Source organism: Enterobacter cloacae complex sp. S1 (assembly GCF_014930525.1).
Lineage (GTDB): Bacteria > Pseudomonadota > Gammaproteobacteria > Enterobacterales > Enterobacteriaceae > Enterobacter > Enterobacter hormaechei_C.
Map to the genome: position 1 here is coordinate 16494 of NZ_JADBRE010000027.1, position 18413 is coordinate 34906.

Below are 18413 nucleotides of genomic sequence, written 5' to 3' on the forward strand. Positions count from 1 at the left end.
TCTTAAACAGGAGCCTGCGGTGGAGCATATTGATCACATCCTTGTCGTCGATGACGACAGGGATATTCGTGAACTGATTGTCGATTACCTCGTGAAATCCGGCTATCACGCCTCTGGCGCAGCGAACGGGAAAGAGATGCGCGTAGTGCTCGACAAACAGCATATCGACCTGGTGGTGCTGGACGTGATGATGCCCGGCGATGATGGCCTGACGCTGTGTCGGCAGCTGCGCAGCAGCAGGCATAAGGATCTGCCGATCCTGATGCTCACCGCGCGCAACGAGGACACGGACCGCATCCTGGGGCTGGAGATGGGTGCCGACGATTACGTGGTCAAACCGTTTGTGGCCCGCGAACTGCTGGCGCGTATCAAAGCTATCCTGCGTCGTTTTCGTACTATGCCGCCTAATCTTCAGGTGACCGAGGCAGGGCGCCTGGTGGTGTTCGGGGAATGGCAGCTGGATACCGTGGCGCGTCATCTGATTGATAACGAGGGGATGGTTGTGGCGCTCAGCGGGGCGGAATATCGCCTTTTGCGCGTATTCCTCGATCATCCTCAACGGGTGCTGACCCGCGACCAACTGCTGAACCTGACGCAGGGACGTGATGCTGAGCTGTTTGAGCGTTCGATTGATCTCCTGGTGAGCCGCGTGCGACAGCGTCTGAATGAAGATGCCCGCACGCCCGCCTACATTAAAACCGTTCGCAGCGAAGGCTACGTTTTTACCATGCCGGTGACCATCGTCGAGGCCAATGAATGACGCTGTGGCCCCGCACCTTACTGGCCCGGCTGCTGATCATTGTGCTGCTCGGGCTCTTGCTGGCTAACGCGCTCAGCCTGACGCTGGTCATGGTTGAGCGAATGCGCAGCGCGCGTACGGTTATGCTGGGCAATCTTGAGAACGACGTGGCGACCAGCGTGGCCATTCTCGACCGGCTTCCGGCCAAAGAGCGGCCAGAGTGGCTGGAACGGCTCAGTCGCGGTAATTATCGTTATATCCTTGGCCCCGGCGAGGCAGGCGCCGCGCCAACGGACAAGCGCTCGCGGGATGCGATTCGAACTCTGAAAGAGACGCTTTCAGCCCAATATCCGCTTCAGTTTACGGCGGTGCCGGGGCCTGTTTCCCATATTCAGGCCCATCTGACGCTCCGCGACGGCGCACCGCTCACTATCGATCTGATCCCGCGCATGCCGCCTGTCGCCAGCTGGCTGCCCGTGGTGCTGGTTCTTCAGCTGTTACTTGTCGCGCTCTGCTCCTGGATTGCCGTGCGCCAGGTTGTCCGGCCCTTCCTGCAATTCACGCGCGCGGTTGATTCCCTCGATCCTGCGGCCCATTCTCCGATGACTGAAAAAGGTCCGGTTGAGGTGCGTCAGGCAGCGCATGCTTTTAATGAGATGCAGTCGCGGATACAGACGTATCTGCGTGAACGCGCGCAGATTCTGGCATCCATTTCTCACGATCTTCAGACGCCTATCACGCGCATGAAGCTGAGGATCGAAATGGCGGATCAGCCCGAACTCCGCGATAAGCTGCTGAGCGATCTGGATAATATGTCGCGCCTGGTACGGGAGGGGATTGCCTATGCCCGGTCATCAGAATCCCTGGAAGAGACCACGCTGAAACTGGAGCTGAATGCGTGGGTTAACAGCATTGCCAGTGATTATCAGGACATTGGTAAAAACGTGCAGTTTCATGCACGCAATGCGCGTCTGCCGATCGTCACTCGTCCCCAGGCATTGCGCAGGGTCATGACCAATCTGCTCGATAATGCGCTGAAGTTTGGCGATAGCGCGGTAATAGCGATTGATGAAGATGAAAGGCAGGTAGCGATCCGCATTATGGATAACGGCCCTGGTATCCCGGAGGCAGAACTGGAGGCGGTGTTACAGCCGTTCTACCGGGTTGAAACGTCGCGCAACCGGGAAACGGGCGGCACCGGGTTAGGCCTCGCAATTGCCGCGCATCTCACCGCCCAGCTTGACGGGAAATTGCATCTTGCTAACCGGGCAGAGGGAGGGCTGGCCGTAATCGTGACCCTTCCGCGCGGTTAATTGTACGCCTGTGTATCTGAACACCGCGCCGATACGCAGGCAGACAAAATCCAGCTTTTCACACACGGCCTGAACACATTCATACGATGAAATGACCTCACTGCATCTTCGCAGCAACCGTATCGTGAGGTCGTTATGTTTCTGATAATCGCTTTTTTAGGCGGCATGATTAGCCTGCTCAGTCCGTGCACGCTTCCCGTCATTCCTCTGCTGTTCGCTGGCTTTCAGGGGCAGCGCAAACACATTCTGGCGCTTCTGGCGGGAATGATTGTGATGTTCACGTTGGTGGCGATGGTAGTAACGGTTGCCAGCGAGTGGATCGCTGACGCCACCATTATCGGTCGCTGGATTGCGCTGCTGGTACTGAGCATTGCCGCCCTGGCCCTGATCTTCCCGCAGTTCGCTCAGCGCATTGCCCGCCCGGCGGTCAGCGCGGGAAACGTTCTCAACACCCACAGCATGCAGCGACGCGGCCTGGTTTCGGCTTTTCTGGCAGGGCTGGCCGTTGGGCTGCTGTGGTCCCCCTGTGCCGGACCGATTCTCGGGGCGATCTTCAGCATTAATATTGCGGGCCACTCGGCTATCGCAACCGGAGCGCTGTTAGCCGCTTACGGCAGTGGGTGCGCGTTGATGCTGGGGCTGCTTGTCGCGGGGGGCCGTAAGCTGATATCCCCTCTGAGGGCCAAATCCGCATTGATGGCGCGTTTGCGTCAGGGAGCGGGAGTGATGATGTTAGCCGCCGTTGCGTTCAACGCCAGCGGGATGACCTCCGCCCTGAAAGGCGCCAACGGTGTTGCCGACCAGCTGGAAAACGCCCTGTTGAGCTTTGCGCAACCATCCTCCACACAGGTGAAACTGCAACCTGTCGCTGACGCAACGCCGGGCAGCCAGCTACCGTCATTAAGCGGCGGTACGGGTTGGGTAAACGGTGACGCTGTCACGTCTGAGGACTTGCGCGGGAAAGTTGTGCTTATCGATTTCTGGACCTGGGACTGTATCAACTGCCAGCACACGCTTCCGCACGTGCGTGACTGGGCGAAGAAATATCAGGCTGAAGGTCTGGTGGTGATTGGCGTCCACACCCCAGAATACCCCTGGGAAAAGCCGTTATCATCGGTGAAAAACGCGGTCAACAAATGGCAGCTGCCGTACCGCGTAGTGACGGATAATAACTACAAAATATGGAGCGCGTTCGGAAATCAGTACTGGCCTGCGCATTACTATTTCGATGCGAAAGGGCAACTGCGTTACACCGCGTTTGGCGAGGGTAACTACGACAAGCAGGAGGCCGTCATTCAGCAGTTGCTCAAGGAAGCGCGTTCCTGATCCGGCTTACGGAACCCGCTGGGCCACCATAAACAGGCGCGGAAAAGCCAGCAGTATCTGCCCGTTCTCCTGGAGCGGATACTGCTCTTCCAGCAGCTCAAGGTAGCGTTTCAGATAGTTTTTCTGCTCGCTTTCGTTGAGTTCCTGTAACCACGGCCGTAACCCCGTCGCGCTGACCCAGTCAATAATCGCCTGATGAGAGCTCATCTGATGGAAGTAGGTGGTGCGCCAGATATCTACGTCGCATCCCGCTTCCGTCAGAATATCGTAGTAGGCATGGATACCCGGTAATGGCTCGCGGCCACGATCGGGGTAGCCCTGTTCCCAGGCAACTTCACGCATCAGGGCGTGCGTCGGCTCAAGCCAGTTGTCAGGCATTTGCACCGCCAACACGCCGTTTAACTGGAGCAGTGAAACCAGGTGTGGCAGAAGGTGGTAATGGTCCGGGATCCATTGCAGTGAGGCGTTGGCGTAGATCAGGCTGAGCGGCTGGTCAGGTTTGTAGTGCCGGATATCCGCCTCAACAAAGTGGCAGTCTGGCAGGGCCTGTCGGGCTTCCTCCAGCATGGCCGGGGAGTTATCCACGCCGGCGATCTGCGCAGAAGGCCAGCGCTGTTTCAGCAGCGCGGTGCTGTTGCCTGGCCCGCAGCCCAAATCCACGCCAGAGGTTATGTCAGCAAGCGGCACCCGGGCGAGTAACTCAGCGGCGGGACGTGTGCGTTCTGCGCTGTACTGTAGATAAAGAGAGGGATCCCAGTCGGCCATTTTCGCATCTCCATGTTGAGGTGTTCAGCAAGGATAGCACAGGCAAATACCTGCGCCGGGGCAGGTATCTGGCTAATGGTGAGATTATAAAATGCCTTTCAGGGCCAGGTGATAGAGCAGCATGATGGTTTTTCCGTCGACAATCTGCCCATTTTCAATGCCCCGAAGCGCGTCGTCCAGCGTCATTTCCAGTACGTCGATATCTTCTCCCTCTGCTTTAACGCCGCCGCCCGCGCTGGTCCGATCCTGCGGGTGATATTCCGCCAGATAGAAGTAGAGTTTCTCGGTAACCGAGGCCGGGCTCATATAGGCCTCAAAAATTTTCTCTACGCGCGTCACCTTATACCCGGTTTCTTCTTCCGCTTCGGCCTTAATCCGGCTTTCCGGGTCAAGGTTATCGAGCAACCCGGCGGCCGCCTCAATGAGATCCTCTTCGTGACCATTTATAAACACCGGGAAACGGAACTGACGCGTCAGAATGACGGTTTTGCTGTCGCGATTATAGAGCAGGATCGTCGCGCCATTCCCCCGGTCATACACTTCACGCTCTTGTCGCTGCCAGTCGCCATCGCTGCGCTGGAGGTCAAAAGTGTATTTTTTCAGGTTATACCAGTTGTCGGACAACGTTTCGCTGTTGATAATGCGTATATCTGCACGTTTTGATTGCACGTTTGGCTCTCCTCTCGTAGAGTAAGCATCATAAACAGCACTATCGTGCAAATACAAGGTATATCGTGCAACAACAGGAATAATTCATGCTCACAAGCCAGCGTAAACAGTTGATTCTGGAAAAACTGGAGGCGGAAGGTCAGGTCCAGTCTACTGCGCTCAGCCTCTTTTTCTCGGTGTCTGAGGACACTATCCGCCGGGATTTACGTGAACTGGCGGCAGAAGGGCGTTTGCAGCGTGTTCACGGCGGCGCACTGCCAGCATCGTCAGCGATTGCGCCTTTTGCCGAGCGTCAGTCCGTTAAAATGGATGCAAAAAAACGCGTGGCACGGCGAGGCGCGCAGCTCATTTCACCGGGGCAGGTGGTGATCATTGATGGCGGGACGACCACCTCCGAACTTATTACGTTCTTACCACCCGATTTACGGATAACCGTGGTGACGCACAGCCCGGGTATCGCTTTGGGGCTGGTCGACCATCCATGCATAGAGGTGATCCTGATTGGTGGTCGTTTGTATAAACACTCCATCGTCACGGTCGGCGCGGCCGCTATTGAAGGCATCAATAATATTCATGCGGATCTGTTCTTCATGGGGGTCACCGGCGTCCATCCTGAGGCCGGGCTGACCACCGGAGATTACGAAGAAGCGTGCATCAAACGTGCATTTTCCGGCAGAGCGGCGGAAACGGTGGTATTGGCCTCACCGGAAAAGATCAACACGGCCTCGGCGTTTGTAATTGGCGACCTGTCGCTGGTGAATACGCTGGTTGTTGAAAACACAACGGATGAACGCTGGGTGAGCGCTCTGAAAGAAAAGGGCGTTGCGGTGATCGCAAGCCAGTAAATATCTGCTTTTTTGCCAGCCTGACCGCGTGGCTGTCAAACAGACAAAGGTTATCCTTCACGCGGATTTCTAGACTAAGGCTTTCATCTGTTTAAGGACAAGCCATGAAAGCGGTCTCCATTCTGACGTGCGGCGCGGACCCAACCGCGCAACGCCTGTCAACGTCTGCCATTCAGCAGGCCATAAATAGCGCTCAACAGAACGATGTCATTGTTATTCCGCAAGGCCGTTTTCTGACCGGAGCACTGTTCCTGAAAAGCGGTGTTTCGCTTCGCCTGGACGCTGGCGCACAGCTCGTTGGAAGCCAGGATCTGGCTGATTATCCGTTGATAAACACCCGGGTGGCGGGCATTGATATGCGCTGGCCGGCAGGCATTATTAATATCATCGATTGTGAAAACGTCAGTATTACCGGTACAGGCACGATAGACGGGCAGGGTGTTATCTGGTGGCGACGCTTCTGGGGCGATGACGAGCGCAGCGGCATGGTCGGCGATTACAGCGCCAGAGGATTGCGCTGGGTGGTTGATTACGACTGTCAGCGCCCGCGCAATATTCTGGTCTTTGAAAGCCAGAGCATTCTGCTGCATGATTTTACCAGTCGGGAGTCCGGATTCTGGAACATGCACCTTTGTTATTCGCGCCATATCACGGTAGAGGGCGTGAAAATCAGCAATTCTGCGGGGCCGAGCACCGACGGGATTGATATCGATTCCTGTGAACAGGTGCGGGTTGAACGCTGCATTGTTTCCTGTAATGACGACAATATCTGCATAAAATCAGGACGAGGACGCGAAGCGGCGCAAAAAGCACGTACAGCACGGGATATAGTGATTCGCGGTTGTACGCTGAATAAGGGGTCCGGGATCACGCTGGGGAGCGAAACCTCAGGCGGCATTGAACGCGTCCTGATAGAAGATAACGCGTTTAACGGTACGGGCGTCGGGTTTCGCATTAAGTCGGCCCGCAACCGGGGCGGATTTATCCGTGATATCACCGTCCAAAATTTACATCTTACGGACGTACGTTTCCCGGTGCTGATCCAGCTGAACTGGTTTCCGCAGTACAGCTATGGCGACCGGGGAAATTTATCTGATAAACCAGAACACTGGCGCAAGCTGGCTGAAGGTGTTGAGGGCGAAGCCGGTCTTACTGCGGTCAGCGGACTGACGATTAAAAATATGTCGGCGCATCGCTCAGACAACAAATATTTCTCGCGTGCATTTTTCATTGAGGGGTATCCGGAGCGTCCTGTGACCGGGTTAACGCTGGACGGAATTTTGATTGACGCGTCAGAGTTCGGGAAAATTTCCGGTGTGGATGGGTTGCGCTTTAAGGATGTGCAAGTGACTGCCGTAGAGAACACGCAAGACCGTAACGACAGTTATGAGCGTTGATGTATTGCACGGTGAAGGCGTTAACGTTACTGTTAGAGAGCAACAAGCAAAGAAATCAGGGACTTACCGTGAAGAAAGAGATAAAAACACTGGAATCGAGACAGATTTATCGTAACCGCTGGATGTCGCTAAAGGAAGACCGGATTCTGAGAGCCGATGGGAGCGAGGGGCTTTATTCCGTCATTGAAAAAGATGATTTCGTGGTCATCATTCCGGTTGAGAATGATGAAATCTATCTGGTTGAACAATACCGATACCCTCTGGGCCAGAGAACCACAGAACTCCCTCAGGGAAGTTGGGAATGTTCTCGCGACGCTGCACCTGAAGACGTTGCCAGAGGCGAGCTTAAAGAAGAAACCGGGTTAAGCGCCGGGAAAATGGAGTACGTCGGTTATCAAAAGCTCGCACAGGGTTATTCAGCCCAGGGTTATCATATTTACCTTGCCACGGAGCTGACATTTACCGGCCAGCAACTGGAGGAGGAAGAATACGGCCTGACGGTGAAAAAAATTAAAATTAGTGACTTTGCTCAATTAATACGTGACGGCAAAATCACTGACGCCACATCAGTTACAGCATTCCTGCTGGCGAGAACTAAAAATATGATCTCTTAATCATAACGTTTTAGATTAATATTGAGTCTCCACGTCATTGTCACAGCCTGGTCCAGATGTCCGGGGCAGCGCAAAGCTCAAATATTCGCTCTGTGCCAGGAGCGGATTTTAATGTCAATGTTCGCAGGCGGAGGCACCCCAGAAATGGCTGCCTCCTGATAAAATGGTGTTATTGTTTGGGTATTATTTTTCATACCCGTATAAATTAATCCTACCCGACAAGTACTCACCTAAATATACCTCACTGATTTTACTGAAACCTTTCTTTGTAACTTCAGTTTCTAACCATTCACTGTCTTTATTAAGGATTTCTAGCAGATCATGGTTGGCCAAACCGTCCACTATAATTGGATAGCGTATATTTTCATCGCCACTTTGTATGATGGTTAATTGCCCATTCTGTTCGAGTACGACGCGTTTTAGTTGTTCTATCTCATAAATTCCATTTGCTCTTAATTTGAACATTAGGTCATTTGCAGAAACACCATTCCGTAAACACTCCTTAACATTAACACTGCCATTGTGTACTAAGGTAATCGGTTTTCCATCAATTATCCTTTTAATCAATCGATTGTTTTCCTTAAGGAATTTAAGAGCAAAGACCAAAAGAGTCCATATGATTAGTACCAGAATAAATTGAAGCACCGTTATAGATTCGTTGTAAATTACGCCTCCTATAATTCCCCCCAGCACATAGTTTTGAACCTGGTCCATTGCAGATGAGGGGGCCAGATTTCCTTTCCCCATAAGATTTATTTGAACAATTAAACACAGTATCCCCAGGCCCAACTTTATAATGATAGGTAAATAAATTATCATTTCCACACCTCAGTTTGTTATGATTTCTATTTCTGGGTTTACTAACGAAACCTCTACTAAATTGTATGTTTTTTGATCCGGGCTCAAATTGACGCGATAAAAAACATCACTAATTTTAACGATAATGCCATCAGAGAGTTGTACGGAACTGGAAAATATAGCATTTACATTCACATCTTTTTTTTGTGATAGGAGCCTAACAAAATTAACCATTTGCGAGGATTGGGAATGTATATTTTGACTATCAGTATAATCAGCATACTGAACACCAGAAATGAAGAGCAAAAACAAGAAAACTATGATTGTTAAGTCACGATATTTGGTTTGCAGGCGATGACGCATATACAGGCTAAAAACAACGATCAAGATAAATAAAGTACTAAATATAACTATGTATTTTAAATAGTCATTGATATTAGACTGCATTTGTAGATAATCTATGCTATAAAATTTCATATAAGTTCAATCCCTAACCCCTCAAAACCACATTTTATTATAGTAAAACATTTCCATTTATTAGTTATCAGCTGAAATTGATCATTATCCTTAAGCCAACTATGGTGACTTGCTTGTTATGACTCAAGGCATCTCAATGTTAGTAGCATTCAGAACTTCCGTTCTTCGCTCATGTCGAGCATTAATCATTCTTCCATACAGGTTACTCACTACCGGAAAAAGAATTCAGAGTATAAATAATCTTCTAACGTTTGTCCTGAACCAGCTTAATAAACTAAGGAATCTGCCCGAGGCGCTTGTTGTCCACGATAGCAGCCTGATCAATTTCCTGAAGACGATTATAAGTGGAGTAGGGAAAGATGACTCCGTTTAGCCTGAGTTCTTTCCGGCCATCCGGGTAATGCCAGACCTCAATGTACTTCCCAATATTTGGACAGGTGAACATCGTGCAGTTCGTCGTGTTCCTCGCCGGCAGCGTAGGCCCAAAGTCAGTATAGCGTTCGCGGATAATATTGAATGCGTACCGGGCAAAGACCATCAGGTAGTTGATTATTGCCGGGTTTCCCACGACGACGGCCAGCCATACCCAGTGGGCCAGATTCATTGTAACGCGATAGAAGGCGTTGGCAGTGACTGACGGCGCTGCGCGGCCATCAGTGTGGTCAGACGCTGGACGACAACGTCCTGAATGATTTTGAGTCGGTTAACTTTGTCCATAGTGAAAAACTCCGCTGCGTGTGCCGTCATCAGAATCCCTCGATGGTGAATCTACGTGACGGATATCTTAACTTAGCCCAGCACGGACATTACAACTTTGCTATTACAACATTGGTGCGCATAATGTATATTATGTTAAATGACCTGTGGTGATAATGAGTTTGTGATTTGATCGCTGAGTTAACGCTGCTATTATCTAAGTCTTAAGGTTGGAATCAGAGAGTAAAATCCCGCGACCTGCTTCGTGCCCGTTTTACAAACGACAAACGTTCGGGCTGCGCCGAGCGCCTGGTTTTTCAGACCTCTTTGTTTTAGCCATTCGTCAAGCACGGCCTCTCCGCTGACGAACTCCGCCAGTTGATGGACGCTGGATAAGGGCTCTGGTGCTGTTACACGTCCCACTGTGGTTTCCTTGCCAGCAGTTTTTCTATGGCAGGATCGTCCGCGACCGGGGCATCGAGCATGTCAATGAACTCTGCGTACTGTTCATCGTTAAAATTGAATACACGTCGATCGAGGATCACATTCTCGGCTGCCTGACAGGCCATCTCCAGAATGAAGTCCGTGCGTGATTTATGGAGGATCTCTGCGGCGGCATCGATAAGCGCCCGCTGGGATTCTTTGGCTCTGAGATTGAGTTGAACATCTGATTTCATGGGTATACCTCTTGTATAGCAATTGCTTTACAAGCATAGCATAAGCGCCGTGTATAGCAATCGCTATACAGAGCCCTTAATCATGTCTGACCTCTCCACACCGCATATCGCAAGAATTTGCTCTCTCAGCCAGCGGTGACCAGGATCGCGTTCCATTCTTGGGTGCCACATCTGCGATACCGTAATACGACGGCTTCTGAACGGCAGCTCGAAAACGTGTATCTGGTCCGTTACCTGCTGATTGAGTAAATAGAGCGCGGGTATCATGGCGATAAGATCTGATTCCAGCGCCACGGACAGTGCCGTCGGAAATCCCGGTACGACGCTGGCGATTTTACGTTTTGTCCCCAGTTCGGCCAGCGCATCGTCAACGGAACCGTGCAACGCGCCCTCGGGTGACGCTACCACATGACCCCAGGCGACATAATCCTTCACGCCTATTTCTGCCTGCTTAGCCAGCGGGTGTCCCTTACGCACGACGCCCATAAACCGATCCTCAAACAGTCGTTGCAGCCGTATTTCAGGCCCCATATTGCTCTGGACGCCAATCTCCAGATCAACCAGCCCTTCCCGAAGATAGCGCGACGTTTTTTCCGGCTTAGGCGCAAAGCGTATACAAACGTCCGGCGCGGCGTCGGCCACAGCCGCTATAAGCGCAGGCCCAAACGCCACCACAAAACCATCGTTTGCCCTGATGGTAAAAAGGCGCGCCAGACTTTGCGCACTGAACGTTTCAGTTGAGGGCTGCAATACCGCCCTCGCCTCGTGCACTGCACGTCTGGCGCGATCCCGGGTCGCTTCGGCCCACGGGGTTAGTACCATGTTACGTCCGGCGCGCACCAGGATCGGGTCGCCTGTAACGTCGCGTAACCTGCTTAATGTCCGGCTCATGGCCGAGGTGCTGAGGTTCAGACGACGTGCTGCACCTGCGACACTCGCTTCGCTCAGCAATATGTCGAGTGCAATCAGTAAATTAAAATCAGGATCGGTCATAGCGTTCATTCCTGTTCATTCAGATAAGGCGTTTCGTGCAACGATAAAGTGCAAATGGTGCGCCTTCCGCCCTGTAAAAGCCATCTTTATAGTTTTGTCATCCATACACTCTTCTCAGAGGACAACATGATGATGCTCTTTTCCAGTCAACCCGGCGACGAAGTACTGCCTGGTCCGGCGCGCGCACGGGTGATGGCCGCAATTATGACCACCACCTTAATGGGCGTGTTTGATGGCACCATGATCAACATTGCCCTGCCCTCCATGGCTCAGGAGATGCAGGTACCTGCCAGTATTGCCGTCTGGTTCGCCAACGGGTATCTGCTGGCGGCTGCGATGACGCTGGCGATATTCGCGGCGCTTGCGGCCCGCCTGGGTTATCGCCCCGTATTTCTCGCAGGTCTGACGACCTTTACCCTGACATCACTGGGTTGCGCGCTGGCGAATACACCCGAAGTGCTTATCGGTATGCGCGTGCTTCAGGGGATCGGCGGCGCGGCGACGCTGAGTATTGCCCCCGCAATCCTGCGGTCCGTATTTCCCGGGCGATTGCTTGGCCGCATTCTGGGGTTGCACGCCCTGCTCATCGCCTCCAGCTCCGCTATCGGCCCGGTATTGGGCGGGACGATCCTTCACACCCTGAGCTGGCAATGGCTGTTTGCGATAAACGTTGTTCCCGGCACCCTCGCCTTACTGCTGGCGGTCAAAGCGCTGCCGCGGGATGCGGTTCGAAAGCAAGCGCCTTTCGACACCCCGGGCGCCATATTGTCGGCGCTGCTGTTGGGGTCGACGATCATGGCGGCGAACAGCCTCCATGACGCGACTTATCACCTTGGCAGTCTTTGCTGGACAATGCTCGCTGCGCTGAGCGGCATGGCGTTTATCTGGCAGATCCGCCGCGCGGATAACCCCTTACTGCCGCCGATGATGTTTAAAAATGAACGTTTTACCCTCGCGGCCTTCACGTCGATGATTGCTTTTGTCAGCCAGGGGATCACCTTTATTGCGCTGCCCTTCCTGTTTCAGAGCGGATACGGCTACAGCCCGGTGTTGTCTGCCCTGCTGTTTACGCCGTGGCCGCTAGGGATCGTACTGATTGCGCCGCATGCAGGCCGGTGGGCAGACACGATTTCAGCCCCGGCGATATCCACCCTGGGGCTGATGATTTTTGTCGTCGGTTTGATCCTGCTGGCAACATTACCCGCCCGCCCTTCAGTGTGGGATATCTGCCTGCGGAGTCTGGTGTGCGGAGTGGGGTTTGGCTGCTTTCAGAGTCCTAATAACCGGGAAATGCTTTCCAACGTTATTCGTGAGCATGCGAGCTATGCATCCGGTGTTTTATCCATTATGCGCACGTTCGGGCAGTGTCTGGGCGCCGCCGCCGTGGCCGTTCTGCTGGCCGCAGATGAAAGGTCAATTCATGTTGCGCTGTGGGTCGCCGCCGCAGCTTCTGCGGTAGCGGTCGTCGTCAGCGCGAGCCGGTTGCGTAAAATCACTCATCCTGCGGAAACAGGATGAGCACGAAAAATATAACTAAGCGCTACTCCAGCGCCAGCAGCGCAAAACTCGCCAGCCAGTGGCCGCCGCTGTAGTGACTGCCGACAACATGTTCCACGCTTGCCGAGAGATGGCGCGCAACGGCATCCTGTAACGCCTGTTGCGCCGGGTGGTTTTCCGGCAAAGCGCGGGCAATGTGCTTCATACACCACGCGCGGCTGAGGTTAAGCCCGTCCAGATGTGCGATTTTCGGGTCGGTGCGGTCGCTTACCTCAGCCGGGTTCATCAGCGCTGAAACGGCACCCACTTCAGGCAGAAACGCATCGAACCAGGCCGGGAAATTCTCTACCACCTTACTCATCAGTAACGCCTCGGTCAGCGCCCCGGAGATATACTCGTCGCCGCCCGGCTCATAATGCGCCTGATATTGCGTGTCCGTATGATAAAAGCGCGTCGCCGCGTCCAGGATCGCCTGTTCAAGCCCGTCATCCGTCACCGCCCGGGCATAATCCAGCCCCAGCGCGAGCGCAAACGCCGTGTTGTAATGTGTTCCGACGCGGATGGGATAGGTGAGCTTGCTGAGGTAATCCACCAGCCGCTGGCGAATATCCCGCGTTAACGGTTGCAGCGTCTGGTACCAGCGCTCCGCCTGTGGCAGTGACGACTGTTTCAGCTCCTGCGCCAGCGCCAGCAGCCAGCCGTAGCCATAAGGCCGCTCAAACGACGCGCGGAACGGCGCGGTAAAATAGGCCAGCTCCTTCGCCACCTTCTCGTCGGTCAGGTGTTCTTCGAACAGAGTGATGATCTCTTCCCGGCACGGCAGTTCGGGCCAGAGACGCAGGCAGCGCAGCAGCAGCCAGTAGCCGTGCACCGCAGAGTGCCAGTCAAAACAGCCGTAAAAGATCGGGTGCAGCTCGCGAGGCGGCAGAACGTCGCCGTCATCGTTGAGCAGATGCATAATGTGGTTCGGGTATTCCTGACGTAAATAGGTCAACGGCATTCTGGCGAAGGCGTCAGCCTGATGTTGCGTTAATTCCATTGCAGCTCCTTAGCGAAACACGAGGAAATACATTAAGAACACGTTCACCACCAGCAGGGTTAACGCGGTCGGGATCTGGATCTTGATAACCTGATATTTGTCTTTTAGCTCCAGCAGCGCGGCGGGCACAATGTTGAAGTTGGCGGCCATCGGCGTCATCAGCGTGCCGCAATAGCCTGCGTACATACCGATAGCCAGCAGCGGCGCCGGGTTACCGTGATGGACGTTAATCAGGAATGGCAGAGCGATACCGGCGCTTAACACCGGGAAGGCTGCGAAGGCATTACCCATGATCATGGTAAACAGCGCCATCCCCACGCAGTAAATGACCACCAGCATGAAGCGGCTGTCCGGGTTCACAAACAGGCTGACCACCTTTTGTACCGATTCGCCGGTATTCGCCACCACAAACACCCCGCCGAGCATGGCGAGCATCTGCGGCAGGATCACCGCCCAGCCAATGGTATCGACCAGCCGACGCGACTGACGCACCGCATGCAGCGGCGTACCTTTTGTCAGCCACCAGCCGGTAAGGATAGCCGCCACGCAGGCCACGCACAGCGCCGCCAGCGTAAGCTGTTTCTGGTCGAGCAGATAAACGCCGCCAATCGACACGCCTTTCAGAAACAGCGTCCCGATGACCGTTACCACGGGGATCATCAGTGCCGGTAAAAACAGCCAGTTTTTCAGCCGGTTCGACGAGGCAACACGCTCCTCCTCGGTGGACATTTTATAATGCCCCTTCCCGACCAGCCCGAAACCGGCCAGCAGCGCAATCACGATAACGGCGCCGCCAATAATGCGATACGCCAGCGACTTACCCAGCTCCTGCACCATCAGATCGCCAAACAGGAAGATCCCGCCGAACAGAAACCAGAACAGCGCCGTGGTATAGCGTTTCGGGTTAGCGCGGTCGCGAAGGGTCATCACAACCAGCAGCATCACGACGAAGCCGATCAGGTAATACACGCGGTTAATGGTGATGAGGGTCATCATGGTGCGATCTCCTGCGTACCCTGCTCTGCTTTCCAGGCCATCACGTCGCGACGAATGCTGGCGTCGAGGCGCAGCAGACGCGTCATATGGATGATCAGTGCCGCAATAGCGGTCGGAATGGCCCACAGGCCGATATGCAGCGGTTCGATCCCCTCGATCCCGTTCTCTTTCAGGAACGCATCAATCAGCAGTACCGCGCCAAAGGCGATAAAGATATCTTCCCCAAAGAAAACCGCGATATTGTCACACGCGGCGGCATGGGCTTTGATTTTGTCGCGGATAGTCTGCGGCAGTTCGCCGTATTCATTCAGGGCCGCCCCTTCCGCCATCGGCGCCAGCAGCGGACGCACCGTTTGCGCGTGGCCGCCAAGGGACATCAGGCCCAGCGCAGCCGTCCCTTCGCGGGCGACAAAGTAGAGCATCAGGATACGCGCCGAGGTGGCGCTGGCGATCTTCGCGACCCAGGCCTGGGCGCGCTCTTTCAGCCCGTAATACTCCAGCAGGCCAATCACAGGCAGGATCAGAATGAAGGTGGCAAGCGATCGGCTATTCACGAACTTTTCGCCAAAGGTTTCCAGCAGCATACCGAAATCCATGCCAACCAGCAGGCCCGTCGCCAGCCCCGCCACCACGACAACCAGCAGCGGGTTGAAACGCAGTGCAAAACCAATAACCACCACCGGAATCCCGATAAGTGGCAACAGTGTAGAACTGTCCATAAACGTTACCCTATCCAAAGTGAGCGTTGCGCGCCGACGGCTATTTTTTATACTTCGCAGCAGAGCGAAGCCGGTGCATTACGGCGCGCGATGTTGTGTTTTGCGTCAGGCTCCACAGAACCTGCACTAAAAAGCTATATCTGAACGTCAAAAACATGTAAACAATTTATCAATAAAATGTTCTTATTTTATCGACGGGTTTACATTTCGGGGGAAGGATCGTTATGACAGTAAAGAAAAAGACGACAGCGTTAAACCACGACGATATTGCGGACGGGCGAATCGTCTCCTCCCGTCATCTCGTCTCAGAGCGGTGTGCTGAATTATCAGAGCTGGAATATGCGCTGATCATGACCAGCAATGCGTTTAACAAATGGATGGTGCGCTGCATGACCGCAGCGGGTGAACCGGATATGGGGGCCTTTGACGTTTCGCTTCTGCACCACGTGAATCACCGCAACCGCAAGAAAAAGCTGGCCGACATCTGCTTCGTGCTGAACGTGGAAGATACCCACGTGGTAACGTATGCGCTGAAAAAGCTGGTCAAGGCGGGATATGTCACCAGCGAGAAAGCCGGAAAAGAGCTTTTTTTCTCCACCACGGAGGAGGGAAAAGCGCTGTGCATGAAGTACCGGGAGGTGCGGGAGACCTGCCTGATCAACATTCATGCGGAAAGCGGCATTCCGGGAGCATCAATTGGCGAGACCGCGCAGTTACTCCGCGCGATCTCCTCCCTGTATGATACCGCCGCACGCGCGGCGGCCTCGCTTTAAGGACGGCGGAAAAGCGTCATACTCCGCCCGGCCAGTTCATAATCGACGGATTCCGTGATGATTTCCCCTGTTGGGGCCTCATCCGCCGTCGAAAGCTCCAGCACCCAACCCCCTTCACCAAACTGCGGGATCTGGAATGGCACCGTACCTTCAAACGGGTTAAACAGCATCAGCACGTCGTGCCAGACGCCCTCTTCCTGCTTAAGATCCGGGCGGCTGATGGCAAGACCAAGGGTGGAACCCTCGTCCCATTGTTCCGACTGCTGCGGTCCGCCGCCGGCGTTAAACCAGCGGATCTCCAGCCCGTCGCGCCAGTTCTCACGTCGCAGCAGCGGCTGCGTCGCGCGCAGGGCAATCAACCGACGGGTAAAGTCGCGCAGCTTCTCGTCGTTTTCAGAGAGCCCTTTCCAGTTTACCCAGGAGATTTCGCTGTCCTGACAGTAGCCGTTATTATTGCCCTTTTGCGTCCGGCCAAACTCATCCCCTGCCAGCAGCATCGGCGTACCGTGCGAGAAGAAGAGCGTGGTGAGGAAGTTGCGCTTTTGCCGCTCGCGGGTGGCGATGATATCCGGGTTCTCCGTCGGCCCTTCTTCGCCGTAGTTATACGATCGGTTATCGTTATGTCCGTCGTTATTATCTTCCCCGTTATCGGCGTTATGTTTCTCGTTGTACGACACCAGGTCGTTCAGCGTGAAGCCGTCATGCGCGGTAATAAAATTGACGCTGGCCCACGGACGACGCCCGCGCAGATCGTACAAATCACCGGACCCTAACAGACGGGCGGCAAAATCGTTAGAGACGTTATCCCCCTTCCAGTATTCACGTACCGTATCGCGGTATTTGTCGTTCCACTCACCCCAGCCTGGCGGGAAGCCTCCCACCTGATACCCGCCCGGGCCGATATCCCACGGCTCACCGATGAGCTTCAGCTTCGACAGCACCGGATCCTGGGTCACGGCATCGAAGAAGCCGCCGCGCGGATCGAACCCCTCCGGCTCACGTCCGAGAATGGTCCCGAGGTCAAAGCGGAAACCGTCAATCTGCATCGATTCTGCCCAGTAACGCAGGGAGTCCATGACCATCTGCAATACGCGCGGGTGGGAAGTATTAACGGTGTTCCCGGTGCCGGTGTCGTTGATGTAATACCGGTGCTGATCCGGCATGGTGCGGTAATAACAGAAGTTATCAATTCCCTTAAACGACAGGGTTGGCCCCAGCTCGTTGCCCTCCGCCGTGTGGTTATAGACCACGTCGAGGATCACCTCGATGCCCGCGTCATGATAGGCACGCACCATGTCGCGGAAACCCTGGATCCCCGCCGGGCCGTAATAGCGTGACGCTGGCGCAAAGAAACCGAGCGAGTTATAGCCCCAGAAGTTTTTCAGACCGCGATCGAGCAGGTGCTGATCGTCAGGGAACCAGTGAACCGGCAGCAGCTCGACCGAGGTAATCCCGAGGCTTTTGATGTACTCCACCGACGCTTTATGCCCCATCCCCTCAAACGTACCGCGCAGTTCAGGCGGAATAGCCGGGTTAAGCTGGGTAAAGCCTTTTACGTGGCTCTCATAAACCACGGTATGCGGCCACGGGATATCGGGTCGGCGGGAGTCTTGCCAGTCGACGGCATAGGGGTCGATGACCTTACATTTGGGCGTAAACGGCGCGCTGTCTCGCGTATCAAAGCTGAGATCCAGCTCGTCGTGTCCCAGCTCATAACCGAAGTGGGCATCGTTCCACTCAATGTCACCCACCAGTTCACGGGCATAGGGGTCAATAAGCAGCTTATTGGGGTTGAACCGGTGACCGTTCTCCGGATCGTAAGGGCCATATACACGGTAGCCATACAGTGCCCCCGGTTTCAGATCCGGCACATAGCCGTGCCAGACCTCATGGGTATATTCCGGCAGTTCCAGGCGGGTGATTTCTGTTTTTCCCGATGGGTCAAACAGACACAGCTCCACCCGCTCCGCATGGGCAGAAAACAGGGCGAAATTCACTCCTTTCCCGTCATAATTTGCGCCCAACTGTTGGCCATGACCGGCCCGAATTTCAAACGTTGTATCCTTTGGCATTTTTGTTC

Annotated in this window: 18 protein-coding genes and 3 pseudogenes; 8 read left to right on the forward strand and 13 right to left on the reverse strand. The window is 54.2% G+C overall.

Annotated features, from left to right (window positions below):
- The first annotated feature begins 19 nt into the window (after nucleotides 1–19).
- From IM290_RS17565 to IM290_RS17575, 3 genes are all read left to right on the forward strand, one after another.
- On the forward strand, nucleotides 20–760 hold the full coding sequence (locus tag IM290_RS17565; RefSeq protein ID WP_022651194.1) for a response regulator: 741 nt from the start codon (nucleotides 20–22) through the stop codon (nucleotides 758–760).
- Nucleotides 757–2052 (forward strand): ATP-binding protein, encoded by a 1296-nt coding sequence (locus tag IM290_RS17570; RefSeq protein WP_193042665.1) that lies wholly within the window; start codon nucleotides 757–759, stop codon nucleotides 2050–2052. Before IM290_RS17565 ends, IM290_RS17570 begins: the two co-directional genes overlap by 4 nt.
- Nucleotides 2053–2187: 135 nt before the next feature.
- Nucleotides 2188–3378, forward strand: a complete 1191-nt coding sequence (locus IM290_RS17575) for a cytochrome c biogenesis protein/redoxin (RefSeq protein WP_193042664.1) — start codon at nucleotides 2188–2190, stop codon at nucleotides 3376–3378.
- A 6-nt stretch (nucleotides 3379–3384) separates the two neighbouring features.
- Here IM290_RS17575 and tam read toward each other — a convergent pair whose 3' ends face one another.
- The gene (gene tam / locus IM290_RS17580; protein ID WP_023296628.1) at nucleotides 3385–4143 is read right to left on the reverse strand and encodes a trans-aconitate 2-methyltransferase; all 759 of its coding nucleotides are present in this window, start codon (nucleotides 4141–4143) and stop codon (nucleotides 3385–3387) included.
- Between the two features lie 84 nt (nucleotides 4144–4227).
- Nucleotides 4228–4812: a GDP-mannose pyrophosphatase gene (locus IM290_RS17585; protein WP_193042663.1), complete on the reverse strand. Its 585-nt coding sequence runs from the start codon at nucleotides 4810–4812 to the stop codon at nucleotides 4228–4230.
- 86 nt (nucleotides 4813–4898) lie between these two features.
- On the opposite strand from IM290_RS17585, the gene IM290_RS17590 reads away from it, so the two are divergent.
- The 3 genes from IM290_RS17590 to IM290_RS17600 all read left to right on the forward strand — a co-directional run bounded on the left by IM290_RS17590 (nucleotide 4899) and on the right by IM290_RS17600 (nucleotide 7668).
- On the forward strand, nucleotides 4899–5657 hold the full coding sequence (locus IM290_RS17590; RefSeq protein WP_015570520.1) for a DeoR/GlpR family DNA-binding transcription regulator: 759 nt from the start codon (nucleotides 4899–4901) through the stop codon (nucleotides 5655–5657).
- Between the two features lie 104 nt (nucleotides 5658–5761).
- On the forward strand, nucleotides 5762–7054 hold the full coding sequence (locus IM290_RS17595; RefSeq protein WP_193042662.1) for a glycoside hydrolase family 28 protein: 1293 nt from the start codon (nucleotides 5762–5764) through the stop codon (nucleotides 7052–7054).
- On the forward strand, nucleotides 7054–7668 hold the full coding sequence (locus tag IM290_RS17600) for an NUDIX hydrolase (protein ID WP_193042661.1): 615 nt from the start codon (nucleotides 7054–7056) through the stop codon (nucleotides 7666–7668). The genes IM290_RS17595 and IM290_RS17600 overlap by 1 nt, the downstream gene beginning before the upstream one ends.
- 183 nt (nucleotides 7669–7851) lie before the next feature.
- On the opposite strand, the gene IM290_RS17605 is transcribed toward IM290_RS17600, so the two are convergent.
- From IM290_RS17605 to IM290_RS17630, 7 genes and pseudogenes are all read right to left on the reverse strand, one after another.
- Entirely contained in the window at nucleotides 7852–8487 is a 636-nt protein-coding gene (locus IM290_RS17605; RefSeq protein WP_014069653.1) for a DUF421 domain-containing protein, read from the reverse strand.
- A 9-nt stretch (nucleotides 8488–8496) separates the two neighbouring features.
- Entirely contained in the window at nucleotides 8497–8943 is a 447-nt protein-coding gene (locus IM290_RS17610) for a DUF3290 domain-containing protein (RefSeq protein ID WP_014069654.1), read from the reverse strand.
- A 277-nt stretch (nucleotides 8944–9220) separates the two neighbouring features.
- Nucleotides 9221–9370: pseudogene (locus IM290_RS21825) on the reverse strand (ISNCY family transposase); the annotation flags it as partial.
- A 1-nt stretch (nucleotide 9371) separates the two neighbouring features.
- Nucleotides 9372–9690 (reverse strand): annotated as a pseudogene (locus IM290_RS17615) (ISNCY family transposase); the annotation flags it as partial.
- A 186-nt stretch (nucleotides 9691–9876) separates the two neighbouring features.
- Nucleotides 9877–10062: pseudogene (locus tag IM290_RS17620) on the reverse strand (GNAT family N-acetyltransferase); the annotation flags it as partial.
- On the reverse strand, nucleotides 10050–10316 hold the full coding sequence (locus IM290_RS17625; RefSeq protein WP_003857131.1) for a DUF1778 domain-containing protein: 267 nt from the start codon (nucleotides 10314–10316) through the stop codon (nucleotides 10050–10052). The gene IM290_RS17625 and the pseudogene IM290_RS17620, both read right to left, overlap by 13 nt.
- A 63-nt stretch (nucleotides 10317–10379) precedes the next feature.
- A complete protein-coding gene (locus IM290_RS17630) occupies nucleotides 10380–11309 on the reverse strand; it encodes a LysR family transcriptional regulator (protein ID WP_193042454.1) in 930 nt (309 codons plus the stop codon).
- Nucleotides 11310–11438: 129 nt separating this feature from the next.
- On the opposite strand from IM290_RS17630, the gene IM290_RS17635 reads away from it, so the two are divergent.
- The gene (locus IM290_RS17635; RefSeq protein ID WP_193042479.1) at nucleotides 11439–12827 is read left to right on the forward strand and encodes an MFS transporter; all 1389 of its coding nucleotides are present in this window, start codon (nucleotides 11439–11441) and stop codon (nucleotides 12825–12827) included.
- A gap of 22 nt (nucleotides 12828–12849) precedes the next feature.
- On the opposite strand, the gene IM290_RS17640 is transcribed toward IM290_RS17635, so the two are convergent.
- From IM290_RS17640 to IM290_RS17650, 3 genes are read right to left on the reverse strand one after another with little or no spacing between them, the layout of a single operon-like run.
- Entirely contained in the window at nucleotides 12850–13845 is a 996-nt protein-coding gene (locus IM290_RS17640) for a DUF2891 domain-containing protein (protein ID WP_193042455.1), read from the reverse strand.
- Between the two features lie 9 nt (nucleotides 13846–13854).
- Nucleotides 13855–14841 (reverse strand): DUF979 domain-containing protein, encoded by a 987-nt coding sequence (locus tag IM290_RS17645; protein ID WP_017382341.1) that lies wholly within the window; start codon nucleotides 14839–14841, stop codon nucleotides 13855–13857.
- Nucleotides 14838–15560, reverse strand: coding sequence for a DUF969 domain-containing protein (locus tag IM290_RS17650; RefSeq protein WP_003857121.1), 723 nt, complete (start codon nucleotides 15558–15560; stop codon nucleotides 14838–14840). The genes IM290_RS17645 and IM290_RS17650 overlap by 4 nt, the downstream gene beginning before the upstream one ends.
- 224 nt (nucleotides 15561–15784) lie before the next feature.
- On the opposite strand from IM290_RS17650, the gene IM290_RS17655 reads away from it, so the two are divergent.
- Nucleotides 15785–16333, forward strand: coding sequence for a winged helix DNA-binding protein (locus IM290_RS17655; RefSeq protein ID WP_193042456.1), 549 nt, complete (start codon nucleotides 15785–15787; stop codon nucleotides 16331–16333).
- On the opposite strand, the gene glgX is transcribed toward IM290_RS17655, so the two are convergent.
- On the reverse strand, nucleotides 16330–18405 hold the full coding sequence (gene glgX / locus IM290_RS17660) for a glycogen debranching protein GlgX (protein WP_045906686.1): 2076 nt from the start codon (nucleotides 18403–18405) through the stop codon (nucleotides 16330–16332). The genes IM290_RS17655 and glgX overlap by 4 nt on opposite strands.
- Nucleotides 18406–18413: the final 8 nt, after the last annotated feature.

Excerpts from the sequence above, each read along its gene's own strand:
- IM290_RS17570 (WP_193042665.1), top strand. The coding sequence starts at position 757 with ATGACGCTGTGGCCCCGCACCTTACTGGCCCGGCTGCTGATCATTGTG.
- IM290_RS17575 (WP_193042664.1), top strand. The coding sequence starts at position 2,188 with ATGTTTCTGATAATCGCTTTTTTAGGCGGCATGATTAGCCTGCTCAGT.
- tam (WP_023296628.1), bottom strand. The coding sequence starts at position 4,143 with ATGGCCGACTGGGATCCCTCTCTTTATCTACAGTACAGCGCAGAACGC.
- IM290_RS17590 (WP_015570520.1), top strand. The coding sequence starts at position 4,899 with ATGCTCACAAGCCAGCGTAAACAGTTGATTCTGGAAAAACTGGAGGCG.
- IM290_RS17595 (WP_193042662.1), top strand. The coding sequence starts at position 5,762 with ATGAAAGCGGTCTCCATTCTGACGTGCGGCGCGGACCCAACCGCGCAA.
- IM290_RS17600 (WP_193042661.1), top strand. The coding sequence starts at position 7,054 with ATGTATTGCACGGTGAAGGCGTTAACGTTACTGTTAGAGAGCAACAAG.
- IM290_RS17605 (WP_014069653.1), bottom strand. The coding sequence starts at position 8,487 with ATGATAATTTATTTACCTATCATTATAAAGTTGGGCCTGGGGATACTG.
- IM290_RS17610 (WP_014069654.1), bottom strand. The coding sequence starts at position 8,943 with ATGAAATTTTATAGCATAGATTATCTACAAATGCAGTCTAATATCAAT.
- IM290_RS17625 (WP_003857131.1), bottom strand. The coding sequence starts at position 10,316 with ATGAAATCAGATGTTCAACTCAATCTCAGAGCCAAAGAATCCCAGCGG.
- IM290_RS17630 (WP_193042454.1), bottom strand. The coding sequence starts at position 11,309 with ATGACCGATCCTGATTTTAATTTACTGATTGCACTCGACATATTGCTG.
- IM290_RS17635 (WP_193042479.1), top strand. The coding sequence starts at position 11,439 with ATGATGCTCTTTTCCAGTCAACCCGGCGACGAAGTACTGCCTGGTCCG.
- IM290_RS17640 (WP_193042455.1), bottom strand. The coding sequence starts at position 13,845 with ATGGAATTAACGCAACATCAGGCTGACGCCTTCGCCAGAATGCCGTTG.
- IM290_RS17645 (WP_017382341.1), bottom strand. The coding sequence starts at position 14,841 with ATGATGACCCTCATCACCATTAACCGCGTGTATTACCTGATCGGCTTC.
- IM290_RS17650 (WP_003857121.1), bottom strand. The coding sequence starts at position 15,560 with ATGGACAGTTCTACACTGTTGCCACTTATCGGGATTCCGGTGGTGGTT.
- IM290_RS17655 (WP_193042456.1), top strand. The coding sequence starts at position 15,785 with ATGACAGTAAAGAAAAAGACGACAGCGTTAAACCACGACGATATTGCG.
- glgX (WP_045906686.1), bottom strand. The coding sequence starts at position 18,405 with ATGCCAAAGGATACAACGTTTGAAATTCGGGCCGGTCATGGCCAACAG.